This is a genomic window from Pseudomonas sp. GM48, assembly GCF_000282335.1.
Classification (GTDB): domain Bacteria; phylum Pseudomonadota; class Gammaproteobacteria; order Pseudomonadales; family Pseudomonadaceae; genus Aquipseudomonas.
The window spans coordinates 1-19,121 of the sequence record NZ_AKJM01000082.1 but is presented as its reverse complement, the minus strand read 5'-3'; the positions used below and the strand labels follow the sequence as shown (position 1 = coordinate 19,121).

General features: G+C 59.8%; 15 protein-coding genes and 1 pseudogene. 7 read left to right on the top strand and 9 right to left on the bottom strand.

Translation table 11 applies throughout. From position 1 onward, the window contains the following. Window positions 1-18: 18 nt before the first annotated feature. Window positions 19-1,026: pseudogene (locus PMI28_RS31565) on the bottom strand (PDC sensor domain-containing protein); the annotation flags it as partial. A 647-nt stretch (window positions 1,027-1,673) separates the two neighbouring features. On the opposite strand from PMI28_RS31565, the gene PMI28_RS13630 reads away from it, so the two are divergent. Then, window positions 1,674-2,546: a hypothetical protein gene (locus PMI28_RS13630; RefSeq protein WP_007987307.1), complete on the top strand. Its 873-nt coding sequence runs from the start codon at window positions 1,674-1,676 to the stop codon at window positions 2,544-2,546. Between the two features lie 59 nt (window positions 2,547-2,605). Here the strand turns inward: PMI28_RS13630 and PMI28_RS13635 are convergent, their stop codons facing one another. The 8 genes from PMI28_RS13635 to gap form a co-directional block, all read right to left on the bottom strand. Further along, window positions 2,606-3,340 (bottom strand): hypothetical protein, encoded by a 735-nt coding sequence (locus tag PMI28_RS13635; protein ID WP_007987305.1) that lies wholly within the window; start codon window positions 3,338-3,340, stop codon window positions 2,606-2,608. Window positions 3,341-3,487: 147 nt separating this feature from the next. Next, a complete protein-coding gene (locus tag PMI28_RS13640) occupies window positions 3,488-3,865 on the bottom strand; it encodes a YbaN family protein (protein ID WP_007987303.1) in 378 nt (125 codons plus the stop codon). A gap of 161 nt (window positions 3,866-4,026) precedes the next feature. After that, entirely contained in the window at window positions 4,027-4,629 is a 603-nt protein-coding gene (locus PMI28_RS13645) for a biliverdin-producing heme oxygenase (RefSeq protein ID WP_007987301.1), read from the bottom strand. 112 nt (window positions 4,630-4,741) lie between these two features. After that, on the bottom strand, window positions 4,742-7,306 hold the full coding sequence (locus PMI28_RS13650; RefSeq protein WP_007987299.1) for a TonB-dependent receptor: 2,565 nt from the start codon (window positions 7,304-7,306) through the stop codon (window positions 4,742-4,744). Window positions 7,307-7,428: 122 nt separating this feature from the next. Then, window positions 7,429-8,394 (bottom strand): FecR family protein, encoded by a 966-nt coding sequence (locus tag PMI28_RS13655; protein WP_007987297.1) that lies wholly within the window; start codon window positions 8,392-8,394, stop codon window positions 7,429-7,431. A gap of 101 nt (window positions 8,395-8,495) precedes the next feature. Then, on the bottom strand, window positions 8,496-9,023 hold the full coding sequence (locus PMI28_RS13660; RefSeq protein ID WP_007987295.1) for an RNA polymerase sigma factor: 528 nt from the start codon (window positions 9,021-9,023) through the stop codon (window positions 8,496-8,498). Window positions 9,024-9,100: 77 nt separating this feature from the next. Continuing rightward, the gene (locus PMI28_RS13665; protein WP_007987293.1) at window positions 9,101-9,565 is read right to left on the bottom strand and encodes a methylglyoxal synthase; all 465 of its coding nucleotides are present in this window, start codon (window positions 9,563-9,565) and stop codon (window positions 9,101-9,103) included. Between the two features lie 161 nt (window positions 9,566-9,726). Further along, window positions 9,727-10,728, bottom strand: coding sequence for a type I glyceraldehyde-3-phosphate dehydrogenase (gap, locus tag PMI28_RS13670; protein WP_007987291.1), 1,002 nt, complete (start codon window positions 10,726-10,728; stop codon window positions 9,727-9,729). A gap of 220 nt (window positions 10,729-10,948) precedes the next feature. Here gap and edd point away from each other — a divergent pair, with 220 nt between their 5' ends. The 6 genes from edd (at window position 10,949) to PMI28_RS13700 (ending at window position 19,012) form a co-directional block, all read left to right on the top strand. Next, window positions 10,949-12,775, top strand: coding sequence for a phosphogluconate dehydratase (gene edd, locus PMI28_RS13675; RefSeq protein ID WP_007987289.1), 1,827 nt, complete (start codon window positions 10,949-10,951; stop codon window positions 12,773-12,775). Next, window positions 12,772-13,731: a glucokinase gene (locus PMI28_RS13680; protein ID WP_007987286.1), complete on the top strand. Its 960-nt coding sequence runs from the start codon at window positions 12,772-12,774 to the stop codon at window positions 13,729-13,731. The genes edd and PMI28_RS13680 overlap by 4 nt, the downstream gene beginning before the upstream one ends. Window positions 13,732-13,909: 178 nt before the next feature. Further along, entirely contained in the window at window positions 13,910-14,641 is a 732-nt protein-coding gene (locus tag PMI28_RS13685) for a response regulator (protein ID WP_007987283.1), read from the top strand. Beyond that, window positions 14,631-16,100 carry an ATP-binding protein gene (locus tag PMI28_RS13690; protein WP_007987281.1) on the top strand — a complete coding sequence of 490 codons (1,470 nt, stop codon included), beginning with the start codon at window positions 14,631-14,633 and terminating at the stop codon, window positions 16,098-16,100. The genes PMI28_RS13685 and PMI28_RS13690 overlap by 11 nt, the downstream gene beginning before the upstream one ends. Before the next feature lie 236 nt (window positions 16,101-16,336). Further along, complete coding sequence (locus tag PMI28_RS13695) at window positions 16,337-17,596, top strand: D-mannose isomerase (protein WP_007987278.1); 1,260 nt, start codon at window positions 16,337-16,339, stop codon at window positions 17,594-17,596. Window positions 17,597-17,713: 117 nt separating this feature from the next. Then, complete coding sequence (locus PMI28_RS13700) at window positions 17,714-19,012, top strand: ABC transporter substrate-binding protein (protein ID WP_007987276.1); 1,299 nt, start codon at window positions 17,714-17,716, stop codon at window positions 19,010-19,012. Window positions 19,013-19,121 lie beyond the last annotated feature (109 nt).

Here is a 19,121-nt window from a genome sequence, read left to right as displayed (position 1 = left end):
GGTCGGTTGCAGCTTGTCGAGGAAGCGGTTGAACCAGCCTACCAGTTCGCCCAATTCGTCTTTCTTGCTGTAGTGCAGGCGCTGGGTCAGGTCGCCGTCGCCACTGGCAATCGCTTTGAGCATTTCGGCCACGCTGTTGATCGGCCGGGTCACGCCCGACGCGGTGAGCCACATCAGCAGCAGCCCGAGCAGGCCGGCAATCACCGCCACCGCAAGGGCCTTGATCGTGCCGCTTTGCTGGGCATCGTCGAGCACTGTTTGCAGCTTCACCGAGTCGGCCAGCAGCACTTGTTTGGGCAGGTCGATCACCACGGCCCAAGCCTTGGCATCGGCAATCGGGCTGACCGGGTACACCGCACGGATCAGGTCGCCTTGCTGGAGAATCTTCGGTGCGCCAGCGCTGAGTAGTTGCAGGATGTCCTTGCCATCCGCGCCCAGGGTGTCGCCGATGCTCTTGCCGACTTTCGCCGCATCGACGCTGTAGGCGGCCATTACACCAGTGCCCGAGACGATCAGCATGTGCCCGGCGTTGTTGAACAGTCCACGCTGGGAGCCGACCGCCGCCGCTTGCAGGGCGTCGAGGGCGATGTCGATACCGACCACGCCGATGGACTTGCCATTCTCCAGCAGCGGTACGGAAATGGTGGTCATCAACACTTCCTTGCCGCCGACAGTATCGGCGTAGGGGTCGAGCAGACAGGTGCGCTTGCTGTCCCGAGGGCAGGTGTACCAGACGTTGTACGGCGTGCCGCTGAGGTTCAGGGTGGTTTTGGTCATGTCCTCTTCGACCATGATCGTGTTCAGCGACTCACCGCCGGCGCGGCTCCAGTAGGTGGCGTAACGACCGATCTCGTTGGACTGGCGCAAGGCGTCATTGACGAATTCGCTGTCCTTGCCGTCCAGGCCGTTGGGCTCGAACGCCAGCCAGATGCCCAGCACCTTGCCGTTGCGCTCGAAGGCGGTTTTCAGGCTCTGGTTCAACTCTTCACGCAGGGCGCCGGGCTCAAGCGAGCGCTTGGCGGCCATGGCGCGCATGTCCTTGATCTGATCCGCCAGGGCGGTCACCACCGTCAGGGTTTCACCGAAGGTCTTCTGCACCCGTACCGCTTGCTCGGCGGCTTTGGCCTGGAGCAGGTCCTGAACACTGGCGGTGAGCATTCTGCTGCTGGAATCGCTGACCAGATCATCGTTCTGATTGGTCTGGTAGATGTTCATGCCCACTATCAAGGCGACTACACCCAGCAGGCACAGACCGGACAGCAGGACGATTTTCAGGCGGATGGACAGTGAGTCGAACATAGGGCGAACTCGCGAATGGATGAAGTGTTGGCTGCGAGCCGTTGCGGCTCACTCGCTAAATCCATTTAGCGCCGATCAATGCACATCGGCGTGAAGGCCAAGTTACATGAATGGGGTGCCGACGAACGGTATCGGTTGAACGTTTGCGCAGAAAAATGTGCCGAAAATGGGGGTAAAAAGAGGAAAAAACGCGGGGTGAATTCAGGAGGGGTGCGGCAAGGATGCCGGGCTCGAGCCGACTGAATGAAATTCATGAAATACATATGTACCGCTTCTCATAAACGGCAGGGCGTTTCAATGCAGATGCCACTTCGGTGGAGCTCCTCCGGAAGTTTTGGCTTCCGCATCTGACAGTAAATTATGAGAAGGCCATCATGCGCATTACTTGTTTTAAAAGGACCGGGTTGTGCTCGGTATTATTGTTTTGGGGGATGTTTTTGGCGGCAGGTGCGGCACCTGCAATGTCTTTTCTGAACTCGGCAGCTATTTCGGGTATCGCCTCTCAAATACCCTCGGCGGCCTCGGTACTGCCGGACAAACTGAACACCCTCAAGGAAAGTCTGGCTGACGAAACGGATGTGAAGCAATACAGCTTTATGGCGGTACGGGGGCAGGATGTGTGGATCCATGCGAGTGGGACGAAAGGCGGGCCATTGACGCTGGAATACAATCGCGATGGAAACTGGGTCGTAATCCCTTGGGGTACATCCTTAACGGTTTCTGGCTTGCAGCCGAATAAGGAAGTTCAGGTTCGCATCTCGAAGAAACCGTCCACCCCGTTCATGGCGGGTGATATCTACACGCTCGAGTTTGGTTCAGCGCCTTACTACGCCGATAGTCTCGTCCGGGGCGATGCCGGTGAACTGTCGCTCTACTGGGCGACCACACAGGCCTACAGAGTCTTGAACTGGTCGGTCCGGTTGAGGGATTCGACAGGACTCCCGCTCGAAGGCGCTACCGCTACTTTGATATTGAACAAAGGGGCGGGTGAGCAAAAGTTCGACCTTATAACGGACAGCACTGGTAACGCCACGCAAGCCCTCGAGTTGGGCAGGTGTTATGGCCAGTTGAAGTCTGATCCTTTCTGGACCAGCAGCGGAAAGTATCGCTATAAGTGGGAAGTTGAATACAATCTGGGGCATTGGTCGATTCAGGTTCAAGACAAAGAGGATTCGGGGGTGGGGGGTTACAACGTACCGAATGTTTCATTTGCTCAAATCTGCTATCAAAACATGTTGCGCAACTAGATCTGTCATGTTCCCGGCAAGCGGTCCATACACCCGCTTTGCCGGGCTTTATCAATCGATCAGGCCTCGATGTGCAACCCCGGCATTTTCTCGATCGGATCCTTTTCGGCATTTTTATGCAGTTGATCCAGCCAGGAGTCTGAACTTCTCAGGTCCAGCGCACCTTTACTCAGCAATAATCCATAGTCAATCATCTTGTGGAAGTTGCTCAGGTCCAGTTTCACCTTGCCCTCAAACTGTGGCTTATCCAGCTGAACCAACTCGATTACGGTCTTGGCGTGCTTGAGGGTCAGGGGTTGCAAGTCTTTGGCCTCGTTCAACAGGGTATTCAATATTTCCTCATCCCTGGCAGTCAGGGTGTCGGGGGGCGAAGTGACTTTCAACTGACCGTCTTCGGCCACGGTGAAGCCCATTACGTTATTGGCCAGGCCAGGCCATTTGCTTTGCAGGTCTTTTTTGAAGTCAGAGTAAACCCCTTCCATTTTTTTGAGCATCAAATTTGCCTGGAATTCATGATGCCTAATCATTGAATATCTAAAGCTTTTTATCAGAGGGGGTAGGTCAGTGAACTCGTTATATGGTTCGAGCGCATTCAAAAACGCCTCCACCTCATTCAGTTTTTCGCTGCTGAGATTTCTAGCTTCACTTCTAGGAGCTCGCAGTTTCTCGATGGTCAACCTTAACCTGTCATCCATTCCCGGAATGTCGACTTTCTCAGGTTGGGCTTTTTCCGTGTTCGCCTTCACTGTTTGCGGGTACGGAATTTGAAAAGATGCAGCGGCACTTATATTCATATCAACTTCTCGTTGTGGGGGTTCATGGTGCTTAACGGCCAGGCCCGGTAATGGATGACCTGATAAACATGTAGGAGAAGTCCGAACAGGAAGTAGGTACTTTCAAGTGTGCCGTTGCCGGCTGTTACAGGGAGGTTTGAAGGGGTTTCAGGTGGATTCCGGCCGTGACCAAATCCACAGATTGCCCAGTCCCATGCCGGCAATCGCCAGGTAGATCGGCCAGCTGTGCTCGAGCATCACCAGCATGAGACCTGCACATAACAACATGCTGACGGTGGCACTGACCTTGGCCCGGCGCGCGATGACCTTGCCGTTGCGCCAGTTATGGAGAATGGGACCGAACAGCCGGTGGTTTTCCAGCCAGGCACTCAGGCGCGGCGAGCTTCGGGTCGCGGCCCAGGCGGCCAGCAGGATGAATTCGGTGGTTGGCAGGCCGGGAATGACGATGGCGATCAGGCCGATACCCAGGCTGACATAGGCCAACAGGCCGAAGAGGAGGCGGGAGAGTCTGGAAGAGGTGGGCATGGGCTCAAGGCAATACGTGAGGCGGATCGAAATCTGACAGATTTGCTTCGTCCTCTGTGGGAGCGGGCTTGCTCGCGAAAGCGGTGTGTCAGTCAACGTTGATGTTGAGGCTGATGACCTCTTCGCGAGCAAGCCCGCTCCCACAAGGGGAACGCGTGGGGTCAGGCGGCTTCGGTGGCGTAAGCCCGCTGCAGCAACACGGTAAAACGGTTGAACGCGTCGATGGCGCCTTTTTCCACGTCGGCCTCTTCCTGGGCGCTGAACACCAGGCCGTCGAGGGTTTTGACGAAGCTTTTCCAGCCTTCAGCACGGCCACCGGCCGGTTCGCCAAGGTGACGGGCGCCAAAGGTTTCGCTCAGGCCAAGGCCCACGGCACGCTTGATCAGGAACGCGGCACCGAGCTTCGAACCTTCCGACACAAAGATCCAGCCCAGGGCTTCGGCCTTGGTCGGGTGCTTGAGTGCACCGGCGACGGGCGCCGGGACGTCGGTGTCCAGGTCCGCGAGGTCGGCCTTGGCTGCATCGGCACGGCAGCGGGCTGGCAGGTCCGGGACGATGGCGGTCAGTTCGGCATCGTTGTACAGCGAAACCAGTTCCGACTGGAACAGGTACTGCGCCACCACGAAGCGGGCGAAATTGGCCGGGGTTTCAAACGGGGCATGGGCCTTGACCAGGGTATCGAGCTTGCTGTGCGGCTCGTGGGTGATCTGGTTCAAACGTTGCGAACGCAGGTTGGGGCGTTGTTGGGTGGCCTGGGTAGTCATGGCAATTCCTTGGGGAAAAAAGGCGCTTGGTAACAAGACGAGCAAGCAGGCGCCTGGCAGTAAAAAATCTTCACCGGGCGGCATGATCAGACCGCCCGGTGGCAGGACCGGATCAGATGTCCCAGATCACGTTGACCGCAAAGTTGCGACCCGGCTGGGTCAGGCGATCGAGGTTGGCCGGCTGGGTCACCGACGCTTCGCCGACGCTGTCGTAGCCGCGCACGTCATCCCACAGCCAGTATTTCTTGTCGGTCAGGTTGAAGATGCCGCCGCTGACGGTAACGTCGTCGGTCACCTTATAGAAGGCGCTCAGGTCCAGAATGCCGAAGCCCGGGGTCTTGAACTGGGTGCTGGTGCCGTCCGGGGTTTTGAAGCTGGTGCTGTCGACGCGATCTTTCTTCTTCACCAGGGTCCAGCTGAGCAAACCGCCGTAATTGTCCTGGTCGTAACCGAGGCCGAACACGCCGGTCAGCGGGTTGACGCTGTTGAGCGGTTCGCCGCTGTCGTCGTTGCGGCCGTAGGCATAAGCCACCGAGCCCTGGGTGTAGAGGCCTTGCGGGGCACCGAAGGTGTCGAGGTTCAGACGTCCCTTGACCTCGGCACCCTTGATGGTGGCGTGCTTGATGTTGTTGCTCTGGAAGGTGGTCTCGGTGTAGCCGGGTGTGATGGCGTTCTCGTTAATGAAGTCGCGGTATTTGTTGTAGAACACTGCCACGTCAAATGAACCCTGCTCGAAGTTACCGCGCAAACCGGTCTCGTAGCTTTTGCTCTTTTCCGGTTCCAGGTCCGGATTAGGCGCGACCCGATAGCCGCCGGCGAGGTTTTCGAAACGACCATACAGCGCCTTGGCGGTTGGTGTGCGGAAGCCTTCGGCGTATTGGCCGTACCAGGTGTAGTTATCGTCGAAGTTGTAGGTGGTGCCGAACTTCGGCGACAGACGATGCCAGGTCTTGGTGTCGTCGCTCACCGTGCCGTTGCCGCTCTGGTCGGCGGTGGCCAGGAACTCTTCGGTGATGTGCGGCTTGAGCTCGGTGTAGTCGTAGCGTGCACCGGGCAGGAAGGTCCAGTTGCCCCAGCTGATCTGATCCTGGGCGAACAGGCTGTAGCTATTGATGGTCGGGTCCGGGAAGTCACTGGCCGGTGTCAGTGTGTCGAGGGCGCTAGGGGCACCAATGACCCGGCAGGCACCGGCCACGGTCAGGCAGGTGCCGGTACCGGTACGCAGTCCGGTGACTTTGTCCTGCTTGATGGTGGTGCCATAGGTGACGAGGTGTTCGGTGTTGGCAATGGCAAACGACTTGTCAGCCTGGGCATCGAATATCCATTGGCGATCCTTGAAGTTGGTATCGCGGTTACGCAGCACAGTCCGCGACGGTGCGTAGATTTCCTCGGTGCTCTGGTCGGTCTTGGCGATCTGGTAGTTCAGCGTCCACTTGATGTTGTCTGCCAGCGAGCTGTCCAGGCCGAAGCTGTGTTCCAGGCCAAAGCGTTCGCGGGTGATCGTGTCGTTGCCGGTGCGGGACTTATAGAAGCCGAAACCGCGTCCGGCATTGAACGGGCCGCCCACTGCGCTCAATTGATTGGTGTCGCGGTCGTCCTTGTAATTCTCGTAGGTCAGGCCCAGACGTGCGTCGTCGGCGTAGTTCCAGCCCAGTTTGGCCAGCACGCTGGTGGTGCGCACGTCCTGGGGGTTGGCTTCAGTGCGGTTCAGGCCAGTGCCGCCGGTTTCGCCAAAGGACTCTGTTTCATGACCGTTGCGTTGACTGAGATGCAACAGACCATCGAACTCGCCGGTGCGGCCGGCGATGGTGCCGGAGGTCAGCCAGCTGTCGTCGGCGGAGCTGTAGCCGGTTTTCAGCCGTGCGCCGACATCCTTGCCCGGTTTGATGATGTCGTCCGGGTCCAGCGTGTAGTAGCTGACGGCGCCGCCAATGGCATTGCTGCCGTACAAAACAGAGGCCGGACCCCGGAGGATTTCCACACGCTTGACGATTTCCGGGTCGACATAGTTGCGGTTGGTCTGGGCATACGGGCCGTTGAAGAAACCGTCGGGCACCTGCACGCCATCGATCTGGGTCAGCACTCGGTCACCATCGATGCCGCGAATGTTGTAACCGGTGATGCCGGCGCGTTGGCCCGAACCGCCCACCGAAACACCGGGTTCATAGCGCACCAGTTCCTTGATGGTATTGACGTTGTTGCGGTCCAGATCCTCGCGTGTGTAGACAGAGACTGTGCTCGGCACGCTGTTCACACTCTGTTCATTACGGGTGGCACTGATGGTCACCTGATCCAGACTGAGGGCACCGCTGTTGGCGCGCTTTTCCAGAACAATGCTGTTGTTGCCCAGTTTGCGATAGCTCAGGTTGGTCCCCACCAACAGGCGATCCAGGGCTTTTTCCGGTGACAGGGAGCCGCGTACTCCCGGCGAGGCCACACCTTGCGCCAGCTCCGACGACACGCCGACCTGCCAGCCAGTCACGGCAGTAAAGGCATTGAGTGCCGACACCAGTGACTGTTGGGGAATGGCGAACGAGTAGTCGCCCATTTTACGAGTCGACGGCTCGGCGGCGGTGGCGGCCATGAGCGGTGCGGCGCCGGCCGTCAGGATGGCGGCGGTCAGCAGCGACAGTACGCGGGAGGGTGAAGAGGCTGGGCGGGTGAGGCGAGAGGACATCGATAGCGCTCCGTGTCGCACGAATCTTTATAGGTGCTGATCGGCATGGTTAGATGCGAATCAATTGCAATGGCTATAACGAGACGTACGGGGTTTGGCTATCGAGTAAAAATAATTCTCATTCAGTTCAGGATGACCAGCGCCGGGAATTCCTGGAGCCGTGCCGAGGTGATGTGGGCCAGGGCGCGAACCACGTCCAGCGGCTGGTCGAGGCGATAGTTGCCCGTCACGGCGACATCGGCCAACTGCTCGTTGTTGTTGATGATCCAGCCCGGGTAGTAGCGGCTAAGTTCTGCCAGCACCTGGTTCAACGGGCAGTTTTCAAACACCAGTCGCCCCTGGACCCACGCCAGGTCGGTGGCGGCATCCAGCCTGGCCGGGCGGTCGAAACCGTTGGGGCCGATGCGGATACTTTCCCCGGCGGACAAGCGCACCCGCGCATCGTCGCGGGTGGCTCGCAAGTCGACATCCCCGCGCTGCACCCGCACCTGTGCCACGCCGTCGAGGTAACGCACGGCAAACGCGGTATCGCGAACGCTGGCCGTGACCGGGCCGGCGTCGATTTCCAGTGGCTGGTTGTGGTTGGCCTGCACTTCGAAAAACGCTTCGCCCTGGTACAGACGGGCAACCCGTTGTCGATCGTTGATAGTGCTGGAAAACGCCGAATTGGTATTGAGCAGAACCCTGGAGCCGTCCTCCAGTTGCAGGCGCTGACGCTCCCCGACCACGGTCAGGTGATCGGCCTGCAGGCGCATTGGCAAATTGCTGAAACTGAACATCCCGAGCAGCAGCACGGCGGCGGTGGCCAGCGGTTTCCAGTGCGGACGCAGGCGGGCGAGGACCGTGACTTTCGCGGGACGCGCAGCCAGGCTTTGCGCACATTGCGCCACTTGCGGGCCGTCCCAGATCGCCTGAGCCTTGGCGAACGCCTGGGCATTCAACGGATCGGCGTCGAGCCATGCGTGGAATTGGCGGCTCTGCTCCTCATCGGGACTGCCGAGCACGATCAACCAGTCCAGGGCCTGGTCCATCGCGCTTGCGGGATCCTGCGCCAGTGAAGGCTCGGGGGAGCGGTGGTTGTCCGTCACGATGTTTCCTCGGCGGGGGGCTTTTTGAGCAGCAGTTTCAAGTTTCAAGCTACAGGCTGCAAGCTAAAGCTCGGTTTGGCGTTGAGCTTGCGGCTTGCCGCTTAAAGCTTGCCGCTGCCGTCATTCCTTTCGGCGACACCCATGCAGATCGACATGATCAGTTTGAGTTCTTTCTGCACGGTGCTGAGGGATACGTTCAGCTCGTCGGCGATTTCCTGATAGCTGTGCCCGTGCAGGCGGCTGAGGATGAAAATTCGCTGCTGGCGAGCGCTGAGTTCACTGAGGCTCACGTTCAGGCGCTCCAGCAATTGTTCGGCATGGGCAGCGTCTTCGGCGCTGCTGGTGGGGGCGGCGACGCTGTGCATCACCTCTTGTGGCACGTCGTCGACCATGGTGCGCGAATGGATGCGCCGCGCGCGCAAATGGTCCAGCGCCAGGTTGCGCGCCGTCTGGAAGACAAAGGGCTCAAGATGATCGATGGCCCGTTCGCTCAACGCACGGGTCACCCGCAGATAGGTTTCCTGCAAGAGGTCTTCAGCGGTGCTGTGATTGTTGACCATCCGTTCCAGCGTGCGCAGCAGGGAATTGCGCTGGGTGAGGAAAACGTGGTTGAAGCGCGACTGACTCACGGGAGGACCTGATCCATTTCGAGCAAATGATAATGCTTATCATCTACTCGAATGGTCAAGCACTGATTTGTGAAGCTTTACGCACGATCCTGCAAATAGGTCGCGTAATCGGGAATCCGATGGGGGTGTGCCTGATCCATCAGCGGACTGCTGAGCAGATAGTCGGCGCTGCATTCGTTGCACGCCACCGGGATGTTCCACACTGCCGCGACCCGCAGCAATGCCTTGATATCCGGATCGTGGGGCTGGGGTTCGAACGGGTCCCAGAAAAACACCAGCATGTCGACCCGCTGCTCGGCGATTTGCGCACCGAGCTGTTGGTCGCCGCCCAGCGGCCCGCTGATCATGCTTTGTACAGGCAGGTCGAGGCGTTGTTGCAACAACAAGCCCGTGGTGCCGGTGGCGACCAGATCATGCTGGGCCAGTTTGTGTTTTTGCCGTTCGGCCCAGTCCAGCAAGAACACCTTGCAGTGGTCATGGGCGACCAGGGCAATACGCTTGCGCGCTGCCATGGTCTTTTGCGTAAAGCTGATGCCGATCATCGATTGTCGCTCCAGACATGACACGCACCTTGTAGGAGCAGCCGGTCGACGCTCGATTGCTCGCGAAGGATGTAAGGGCCTTGCGTTCATTCAGGCGACCCTTGTCATCGTTAACGACCATCGCGAGCAAGCTCGCTCCTACAAAGAAGGGGGTGTGCTGCTTATTCCGCGTTACACAGCGCCAGGCAGTTATCGAGCATGCGGTTGGAGAAGCCCCACTCGTTGTCATACCACGCCAATACCTTGAGCAACTTGCCGCTGGATTTGGTGTGGTTGGCGTCGAAGATCGACGACAGCGGGTTGTGGTTGAAGTCGCTGGAGACCAGCGGCAGGGTGTTGTAGCCAAGGATCTTCGAGTGCTGGCTGGCTTCTTTCATCAGCGCATTGACCTCATCGGCCGACGCTTCGCGCTTGAGCTGCACCGTCAGGTCCACCAGCGACACATTGATCACCGGGACGCGCACCGACATGCCGGTCAATTTGCCCGCCAGTTCCGGCAGCACCAGGCCCACCGCTTCGGCGGCACCGGTCTTGCTCGGGATCATGTTCTGGGTGGCCGAACGTGCGCGGTACGGATCGACGTGATAGACGTCGGTCAGGTGCTGGTCGTTGGTATAGGCGTGAATGGTGGTCATCAAGCCACTTTCGATGCCCAGTTCGCGATGCAGCACCTGGGCCACCGGCGCCAGGCAGTTGGTGGTGCACGAGGCGTTGGAAATAATCTGGTGCGACTGGCGCAGAATGTCGTGGTTGACCCCGTAAACCACAGTGGCGTCGGCGCCTTTGGCGGGAGCCGAGATGATCACTTTGCGCGCGCCGGCCGTAATATGCGCGGCGGCTTTGGCGCGGTCGGTGAACAGACCGGTGCATTCGAATACCACATCAATCTTTTCCGCGGCCCATGGCAGGTCGGCCGGGTTGCGGATGGCGCTGACCGAAATGCGGTCGCCGTTGACGGTCAGGCTTTCCTGATCATGTTGAACATCGGCATCGAACGTGCCGTGAACAGTGTCGTACTTGAGCAAGTGCGCGTTGATCGCGCTGTCGCCCAGGTCGTTGATGGCGACGATCTGCAAATCCCGGCGATAGCCTTGGGTATAGAGTGCCCGCAGGACATTACGGCCAATACGGCCAAAACCATTGATTGCGATTCGAAGAGTCATATTTCAGCGCCGCCGTCGTTTTGTTGTTGGAATTACAAGATTATTCGCAAAAAAATAGAAAACAAGCCTTTTTAATGGCAATATTTTGTTCAATCTACAACGAGTGGCCTGAATCAACTGGTCCGAATGGTCAAAAAAACCGTCTGTCATCCCATCGACACCGGCCTTTGATCAGCATAGACAATCAGGTCGCCACATCCGTTAGCCTGGAGTTCTACACATGCATCCCCGCGTCCTTGAGGTCACTGAACGGCTTATCGCCCGCAGCCGCGCCACGCGTGAGGCTTACCTTGCATTGATCCGCGGTGCGGCCAGCGACGGTCCGATGCGCGGCAAGCTGCAATGCGCCAACTTCGCCCATGGCGTGGCCGGTTGTGGCAGCGATGACAAGCACAGCCTGCGGATGATGAACTCCGCCAACATCGCGATAGTTTCGTCATATAACGACATGCTCTCGGCGCACCAGCCGTACGAAGTCTTTCCGGAACTGATCAAAAAGGCCCTGCGTGAAATCGGCTCCGTCGGCCAGTTCGCCGGTGGCACGCCGGCCATGTGCGACGGCGTGACCCAGGGCGAGCCAGGCATGGAGCTGAGCCTGCCGAGTCGTGAAGTGATCGCGTTGTCCACGGCCGTGGCGCTGTCCCACAACATGTTCGATGGCGCGCTGCTGCTCGGCATCTGCGACAAGATCGTGCCGGGCCTGATGATGGGCGCGCTGCGCTTCGGCCATCTGCCGATGATCTTCGTGCCGGGCGGGCCGATGGTGTCGGGCATTTCCAACAAGCAGAAAGCCGATGTGCGGCAGAAGTACGCCGAAGGCAAGGCGACCCGCGAAGAGCTGCTGGAATCGGAAATGAAGTCCTACCACAGCCCTGGCACCTGCACCTTCTATGGCACCGCCAACACCAACCAGTTGCTGATGGAAGTCATGGGCCTGCACCTGCCGGGCGCGTCCTTCGTCAACCCGAACACGCCGTTGCGCGATGCCTTGACCCGCGAAGCGGCGCATCAGGTCACGCGCCTGACCAAGCAGAACGGCGACTTCATGCCGATCGGCGAAATCGTCGACGAGCGTTCGCTGGTCAACTCGATTGTCGCACTGCACGCCACGGGTGGCTCGACCAACCACACCCTGCACATGCCGGCCATCGCCATGGCGGCGGGCATTCAATTGACCTGGCAGGACATGGCCGACCTCTCCGAGGTGGTACCGACCCTGAGCCACGTCTACCCGAACGGCAAGGCCGACATCAACCACTTCCAGGCCGCGGGCGGTATGTCGTTCCTGATCCGTGAACTACTGGAAGCCGGGTTGCTCCACGAAAACGTCAACACCGTGATGGGCCACGGCCTGAGTCGCTACACCCAGGAACCGTTCCTCGACAATGGCGAACTGGTCTGGCGCGAAGGCGTGACCGACAGCCTCGATGAAAGCATCCTGCGTCCGGTCGCCCGTGCATTCTCGCCGGAAGGTGGTCTGCGGGTGATGGAAGGCAACCTCGGTCGCGGGGTGATGAAAGTCTCCGCCGTCGCCGTGGAGAATCAGATTGTCGAAGCACCGGCCATGGTGTTCCAGGATCAGCAGGACCTGGCCGATGCGTTCAAGGCCGGTTTGCTGGAGAAGGATTTTGTCGCGGTGATGCGCTTCCAGGGCCCGCGCTCCAATGGCATGCCGGAGCTGCACAAGATGACGCCGTTCCTCGGTGTGCTGCAGGATCGCGGCTTCAAAGTCGCACTGGTGACCGACGGACGCATGTCTGGTGCATCGGGGAAAATCCCGGCGGCCATTCATGTCAGCCCCGAAGCTTATGTCGGCGGCGCTTTGGCGCGGGTGCAAGAGGGCGATATCATCCGCGTCGATGGCGTCAAAGGCACCCTGGAGCTTAAGGTGGACGCCGAAGAATTCGCAGCGCGCACGCCGGCCAAGGGCCTGTTGGGCAACAACATCGGCACCGGTCGCGAGCTGTTCGGTTTCATGCGCATGGCCTTCAGCTCGGCGGAGCAGGGCGCCAGCGCCTTTACTTCTGCCCTGGAGACGCTTAATTGAAACTGGCTTTGGTCGGTGACATCGGTGGGACCAACGCACGTTTCGCGTTGTGGAAAAACCAGCAACTGGAATCGGTCCAGGTGCTGGCGACAGCAGATTTCCCCAGCCCCGAAGAGGCAATCAGCCTCTACCTCAATGGCCTGGGGCTGGCGCCGGGGTCGATCGGTTCGGTGTGCCTGTCGGTGGCAGGTCCCGTGAGTGGCGACGAATTCAAGTTCACCAACAATCACTGGCGCTTGAGCCGCAAGGGTTTCTGCCAGACCTTGCAGGTCGATCAACTTCTGCTGGTCAACGACTTCTCGGCCATGGCCCTGGGCATGACCCGTTTGCAACCCGGCGAATTTCGCGTGGTCTGTGAAGGTACGCCGGAGCCGTTGCGTCCGGCGGTGGTGATTGGTCCGGGTACGGGCCTGGGCGTCGGCACCTTGCTCGATCTGGGCGAAGGCCGATTCGCTGCGTTGCCGGGGGAGGGCGGTCACGTCGATCTGCCATTGAGCAGTCCGCGTGAAACCCAACTGTGGCAGCACATTTTCAACGAGATCGGCCACGTCAGCGCTGAAACTGCGTTGAGCGGCGGCGGCTTGCCGCGGGTCTATCGGGCGATCTGCGCGGTGGACGGACATGAGCCGGTGCTCGAAACCCCGGAAGCCATCACCGCCGCCGGGCTGGCGGGCGACCCGGTTGCCGTGGAAGTGCTTGAGCAGTTTTGCTGTTGGCTTGGTCGTGTGGCCGGTAACAACGTGTTGACCACCGGTGCTCGAGGTGGGGTGTTTATCGTTGGCGGGGTGATTCCGCGCTTTGCCGATTTCTTCCTCGAAAGCGGTTTTGCCCGCTGCTTCGCCGACAAGGGCTGCATGAGCGACTACTTCAAGGGGATTCCGGTGTGGCTGGTGACGGCGCCGTATTCGGGATTGATGGGGGCGGGTGTGGCGCTGGAGCAATCCCTCCCCGCTTGAAATGCAATCAAAATGTGGGAGCGGGCTTGCTCGCGAATGCGGACTGACATTCAACATTAATGTCGACTGACACACCGCTTTCGCGAGCAAGCCCGCTCCCACATTGTTTCTATGGTGTTTGTAAAATCGGTGCTTAAGGCATAATCCGCCCAATTCCAACAACAAGGATGCCTTCGAAGTGAGCTCAGTCAACAAGTCGATTTTGTTGGTCGATGACGATCAAGAGATACGCGAGTTGCTGGACACCTACCTGACCCGCGCCGGGTTCCAGGTGCGTGCCACTGCCGATGGTGCCGGTTTTCGCCAGGCGCTGAACGAGGCACCGGCCGATCTTGTGATCCTTGATGTAATGCTGCCCGACGAGGACGGCTTCAGCCTGTGCCGCTGGATTCGCCAGCACCCACGCCAGGCGCAGGTGCCGATCATCATGCTCACCGCCAGTTCCGACGAAGCCGACCGCATCATCGGCCTGGAACTGGGCGCCGACGATTATCTGGGCAAGCCATTCAGCCCGCGGGAGTTGCAGGCGCGGATCAAGGCGTTGCTGCGCCGCGCGCAGTTCGGCCAGGAACGTAATGGCGGTGAGGTGCTGGCCTTCGATGACTGGCGTCTGGACATGGTCAGCCATCGGTTGTTTCACATCGACGGCGAAGAGGTGATTCTCTCGGGTGCCGACTTCGCGCTGCTGAAACTGTTCCTCGATCACCCGCAGGAAATCCTCGACCGCGACACCATCGGCAACGCCACCCGTGGCCGGGAACTGATGCCCCTCGATCGCATCGTCGACATGGCGGTCAGCCGTTTGCGCCAGCGCCTGCGCGACACGGAAAAACCGCCACGGCTGATCCGCACCGTGCGTGGCAGCGGCTACCAACTGGCGGCCAGTGTGGTTGCCAGCAATGGCCACTGAGATCCTTCGCAAGCTCGCAGCCAAAATACCGACGCCGCGTTCGCTGCTCGGGCGCATGTTGCTGTTGACCTTGCTGGCGGTGTTGTTCGCCCAGACGCTGTCGAGCGTAATCTGGGTTTCGCAATTGCGCGCCACGCAGCTCGAGGGCCTGGTCACCAGCGCCCGCAGCCTGGCCCATTCGATGACGGCCAGTGTCAGTTATTTCCGTTCGTTGCCGGTGGCGTTCCGGCCCCTGGTGCTCGATCAGTTGCGCAGCATGGGCGGCACCCGGTTCGTGGTGACGCTCAACGACAAACCCCTGGGCATGGAAGTACTGCCCATCACCCCGCGCAAAGAGGCGGTACTCAAAGCGGTGGACGAAGTGTTGCGCCAGTCCCTCGGCCAGGACACGGACATCTCGGTAACCTTCGTCAGCCCGGAAGACCTGCGCATCTTCAATGGCGGCCTGAAGCTCGATGAGTTGCCGCGCTCCTGGGCGCACTACGCGCTGACCCTGGAGCCGGTGAACCCGCCGGTGCTGGTCACGCAGATCCAGATGGCGCCGGGCGAATGGCTGTACATAGCCTCGCTGTTGCCCGAGCCCTACACCAGTCTTGAAGAGCAGGGCCTGCCGGCGCAGCAGGTGTGGTTCATCGTCCTGACCAGCGGCTTTTTGCTGTTGTTCATCGGCCTGCTGGTGCACTGGCAGAGTCGTCCGCTCAAGCGCCTGGCGCGGGCGGCGCGGGATCTGTCGCTGGGAGCCGACGTGGAACCGGTGGCCGAGGGCGGGGGCAGCGAAGTGGTCGAGGTTGGGCGTGCGTTCAACACCATGCGCGAACGCATCAGTCGTTACCTGACGGAGCGCAGCCAGTTGTTCAGCGCGATTTCCCATGACTTGCGCACGCCGATCACCCGGCTGCGGCTGCGGGTGGAGTTGCTCGAAGACGAACAGCTGCAAGCCAAATTCGGGCGCGATCTGGACGAACTCGAATTGCTGGTCAAGGGTGCGCTGCAATGCGTGAAAGACACCGACATCCACGAGAACATCGAGCCGGTGGACCTCAACCATGTGCTCGATTGTCTGGTGGAGCCGTACCTGGGCCCCAACGGCAATGGTCGCGTGACCCAGCAGGGGCGGGCGCTGGCACCGTACCCGGGCAAACCGCTGGCACTCAAGCGCTGCATCGGCAACCTGATCGACAATGCGTTGAAGTACGGGCAGAACGCGCACCTGCACATCGATGACGATGACAGCGCGTTCATCCTGCATGTCGATGATGAAGGGCCGGGTGTGCCGGAGCAGCGGCTGGAGCAGGTGTTCGAACCGCACTTCCGCCTGGCCGGGCAGCAGCAGGGTTATGGGTTGGGGCTGGGGATTGCCCGCAACATTGCCCATAGTCATGGTGGTGAAGTGAGCCTGCAAAACCTGCGTGAGGGCGGGTTGCGGGTGACCCTGCAGTTGCCACGTAGCGTTGACTAGTTAGACCGCGTTATCGTTCTTCGCGAGCAAGCCCGCTCCCACATTTGACCGAGTTCATCCAGATGGAATGCGATCAAGTGTGGGAGCGGGCTTGCTCGCGAAGGCGTTAGAAGATTCAACACATCCCTCAAGATAAATGTCACAGCCTGGTGACATAACCCACCCCCTTCGTTACAAGCCAACCTTCGTCCGTTGTTTAGACTGCCCCTCAGTCATAACAACAAAAAAGGTACGCCATGGACACCCTCCAACCAGCCTTCAGCAGTTGGCTGAACGCACCTGCCCATCAGCAATGGCTTGCCGCCGAAGGCTTGCGCCTGCTGGCGTTCGCCAAGGCTTCAAAACTCCCTGAAGGCTTCGGCAATCTCGATGAAAAGGGTCGCCTCCCGGCTGATGCGCAAGCCTGGACCATGAACACCGCGCGCATGACCCACAGCTTCGCCATGGCCCATATTCAGGGCTTGCCGGGCTTTGCCGAGCTGGTGGATCACGGTGTTGCGGCGCTGCGCGGTCCGTTGCGTGATGCGCTGCATGGTGGTTGGTTCGCGGCCGCCGAACATCGCGATGGCAACACCGGCAAGAACGCCTACCTGCATGCCTTCGTCGCGCTGGCCGCCAGTTCTGCGATGGTCGCGCAGCGTCCTGGTGCACAAGCCTTGCTCGATGATGCAGTCGACATTATCGACATGTACTTCTGGAGCGAAGAAGAGGGTGCGATGCGCGAGTCTTTCAACCGCGACTTCAGTTGCGAAGAAGCCTATCGCGGTGCCAACAGCAACATGCACGCCACCGAAGCCTTCCTCGCCCTGGCCGATGTCACGGACGACAGCCGCTGGCTGAGCCGTGCCCAACGCATTGTCGAGCGAGTGATTCATGGTCATGCCGCCGCCAACGACTACCTGGTGATCGAGCATTTCGACCGCACCTGGCAGCCACTGCGGGACTACAACCGCGACAATCCGGCCGATGGCTTCCGCCCTTACGGCACTACCCCGGGCCACGGTTTCGAGTGGGCGCGGCTGTTGCTGCACCTCGAAGCTTCGCGGGTGAAAGCCGGGATGCTCACGCCGGGCTGGCTGGTTACCGACGCGCAAAAACTCTTCGAGCACAACTGCCGTTACGGCTGGAACATTGATGGCGCACCGGGGATTGTCTACACCCTCGACTGGGACAACAAAGCGGTGGTCCGCCACCGTCTGCACTGGACCCATTGCGAGGCCAGCGCCGCCGCGAGTGCCTTGCTCAAGCGCACCGGGGACGCGCAGTACGAACACTGGTACCGGCTATTCTGGGAGTTCTGTGACCGTTATTTCATCGACCACGAAGGCGGCAGCTGGCATCACGAACTCGACCCGCTGAACCGCCCGAGTGCCGATATCTGGCCCGGCAAACCTGACCTTTACCACGCCTGGCAAGCCGTGCTGATTCCGCGCCTGCCCCTGGCACCGAGCATGGCCAGTGCACTGGCGCAGCTGTCCCAGAGCGGTTCTATGTAACCATGCGGTGACATACGCGCATCCCTTCGTTACCTGCGAGGGGATATCTCCTGTTTAAAATCCTATGCAGCGCAAGCAACAGACTTGCATGCATAACAACAAGAAAGGTGCTCCTAGATGAATGCGATTTCTCGCCTCGCTACTGTCATTTCTCTCGCTTCCCTGTCTGCACTCCCTCTCAGTGTCCTGGCCGCCGAATCCAAAGGTTCCGTTGAAGTCGTTCACTGGTGGACTTCCGGTGGTGAAAAAGCAGCGGTCGATGTCCTGAAGGCTCAAGTCGAAAAAGACGGCTTCACCTGGAAGGACGGTGCAGTCGCCGGTGGTGGCGGTTCCACGGCCATGACCGTACTCAAAAGTCGCGCCGTAGCCGGCAACCCGCCGGGCGTTGCACAAATCAAGGGTCCGGACATCCAGGAATGGGGCAGCACCGGCCTGCTCAGCACCGACGCGTTGAAAGACGTTTCCAAGGCGGAAAACTGGGATGGCCTGCTGTCGAAAAAAGTTTCCGACACGGTGAAGTACGAAGGTGACTATGTCGCCGTGCCGGTGAACATCCACCGCGTCAACTGGCTGTGGATCAACCCGGAGGTGTTCAAGAAAGCCGGGATCGAAAAGGCCCCGACCACCCTCGAAGAATTCTATGCCGCTGGCGACAAGCTCAAAGCCGCAGGCTTCATAGCGCTCGCCCACGGTGGCCAGCCTTGGCAGGACAGCACCGTGTTTGAAGACGTGGTGCTCTCGGTGATGGGCGCTGACGGTTACAAGAAAGCCCTGGTCGACCTGGACCAGAAAACCCTGTCCGGCCCGGAAATGACCAAGTCGTTCGCCGAGCTGAAAAAGATCACCAGCTACATGGACCCGAACCGTGCCGGTCGTGACTGGAACATCGCCGCCGCCGACGTCATCAATGGCAAGGCCGGCATGCAGATGATGGGCGACTGGGCGAAAAGCGAGTGGACTGCGGCGAAGAAAGTCGCGGGCAAGGACTACCAGTGCGTAGCGTTCCCGGGCACCGAAAAAGCCTTCACCTACAACATCGACTCCCTGGCGGTGTTCAAGCTCAAGGCCGATCGCAAGGGTGACATCGCAGCCCAACAGGACCTGGCCAAGGTCGCATTGGGTACCGACTTCCAGAAAGTCTTCAGCATGAACAAGGGTTCGATCCCGGTGCGTAACGACATGCTGAACGAAATGGACAAACTCGGCTTCGACGAGTGCGCCCAGAAGTCGGCGAAGGACTTCATCGCGGACGACAAGACCGGCGGCCTGCAACCGAGCATGGCGCACAACATGGCCACGTCCCTGGCCGTGCAAGGCGCGATCTTCGACGTGGTCACCAACTTCATGAATGACAAGGATGCTGACCCAGCCAAGGCCAGCGCCCAACTGGCATCGGCTGTCAAAGCGGCCCAGTAATCCCTGACACAGCCTGACCCAATGTGGGAGCGGGCTTGCTCGCGAATGCGGACTGACATTCAACATTAATGTCGACTGACACACCGCTTTCGCGAGCAAGCCCGCTCCC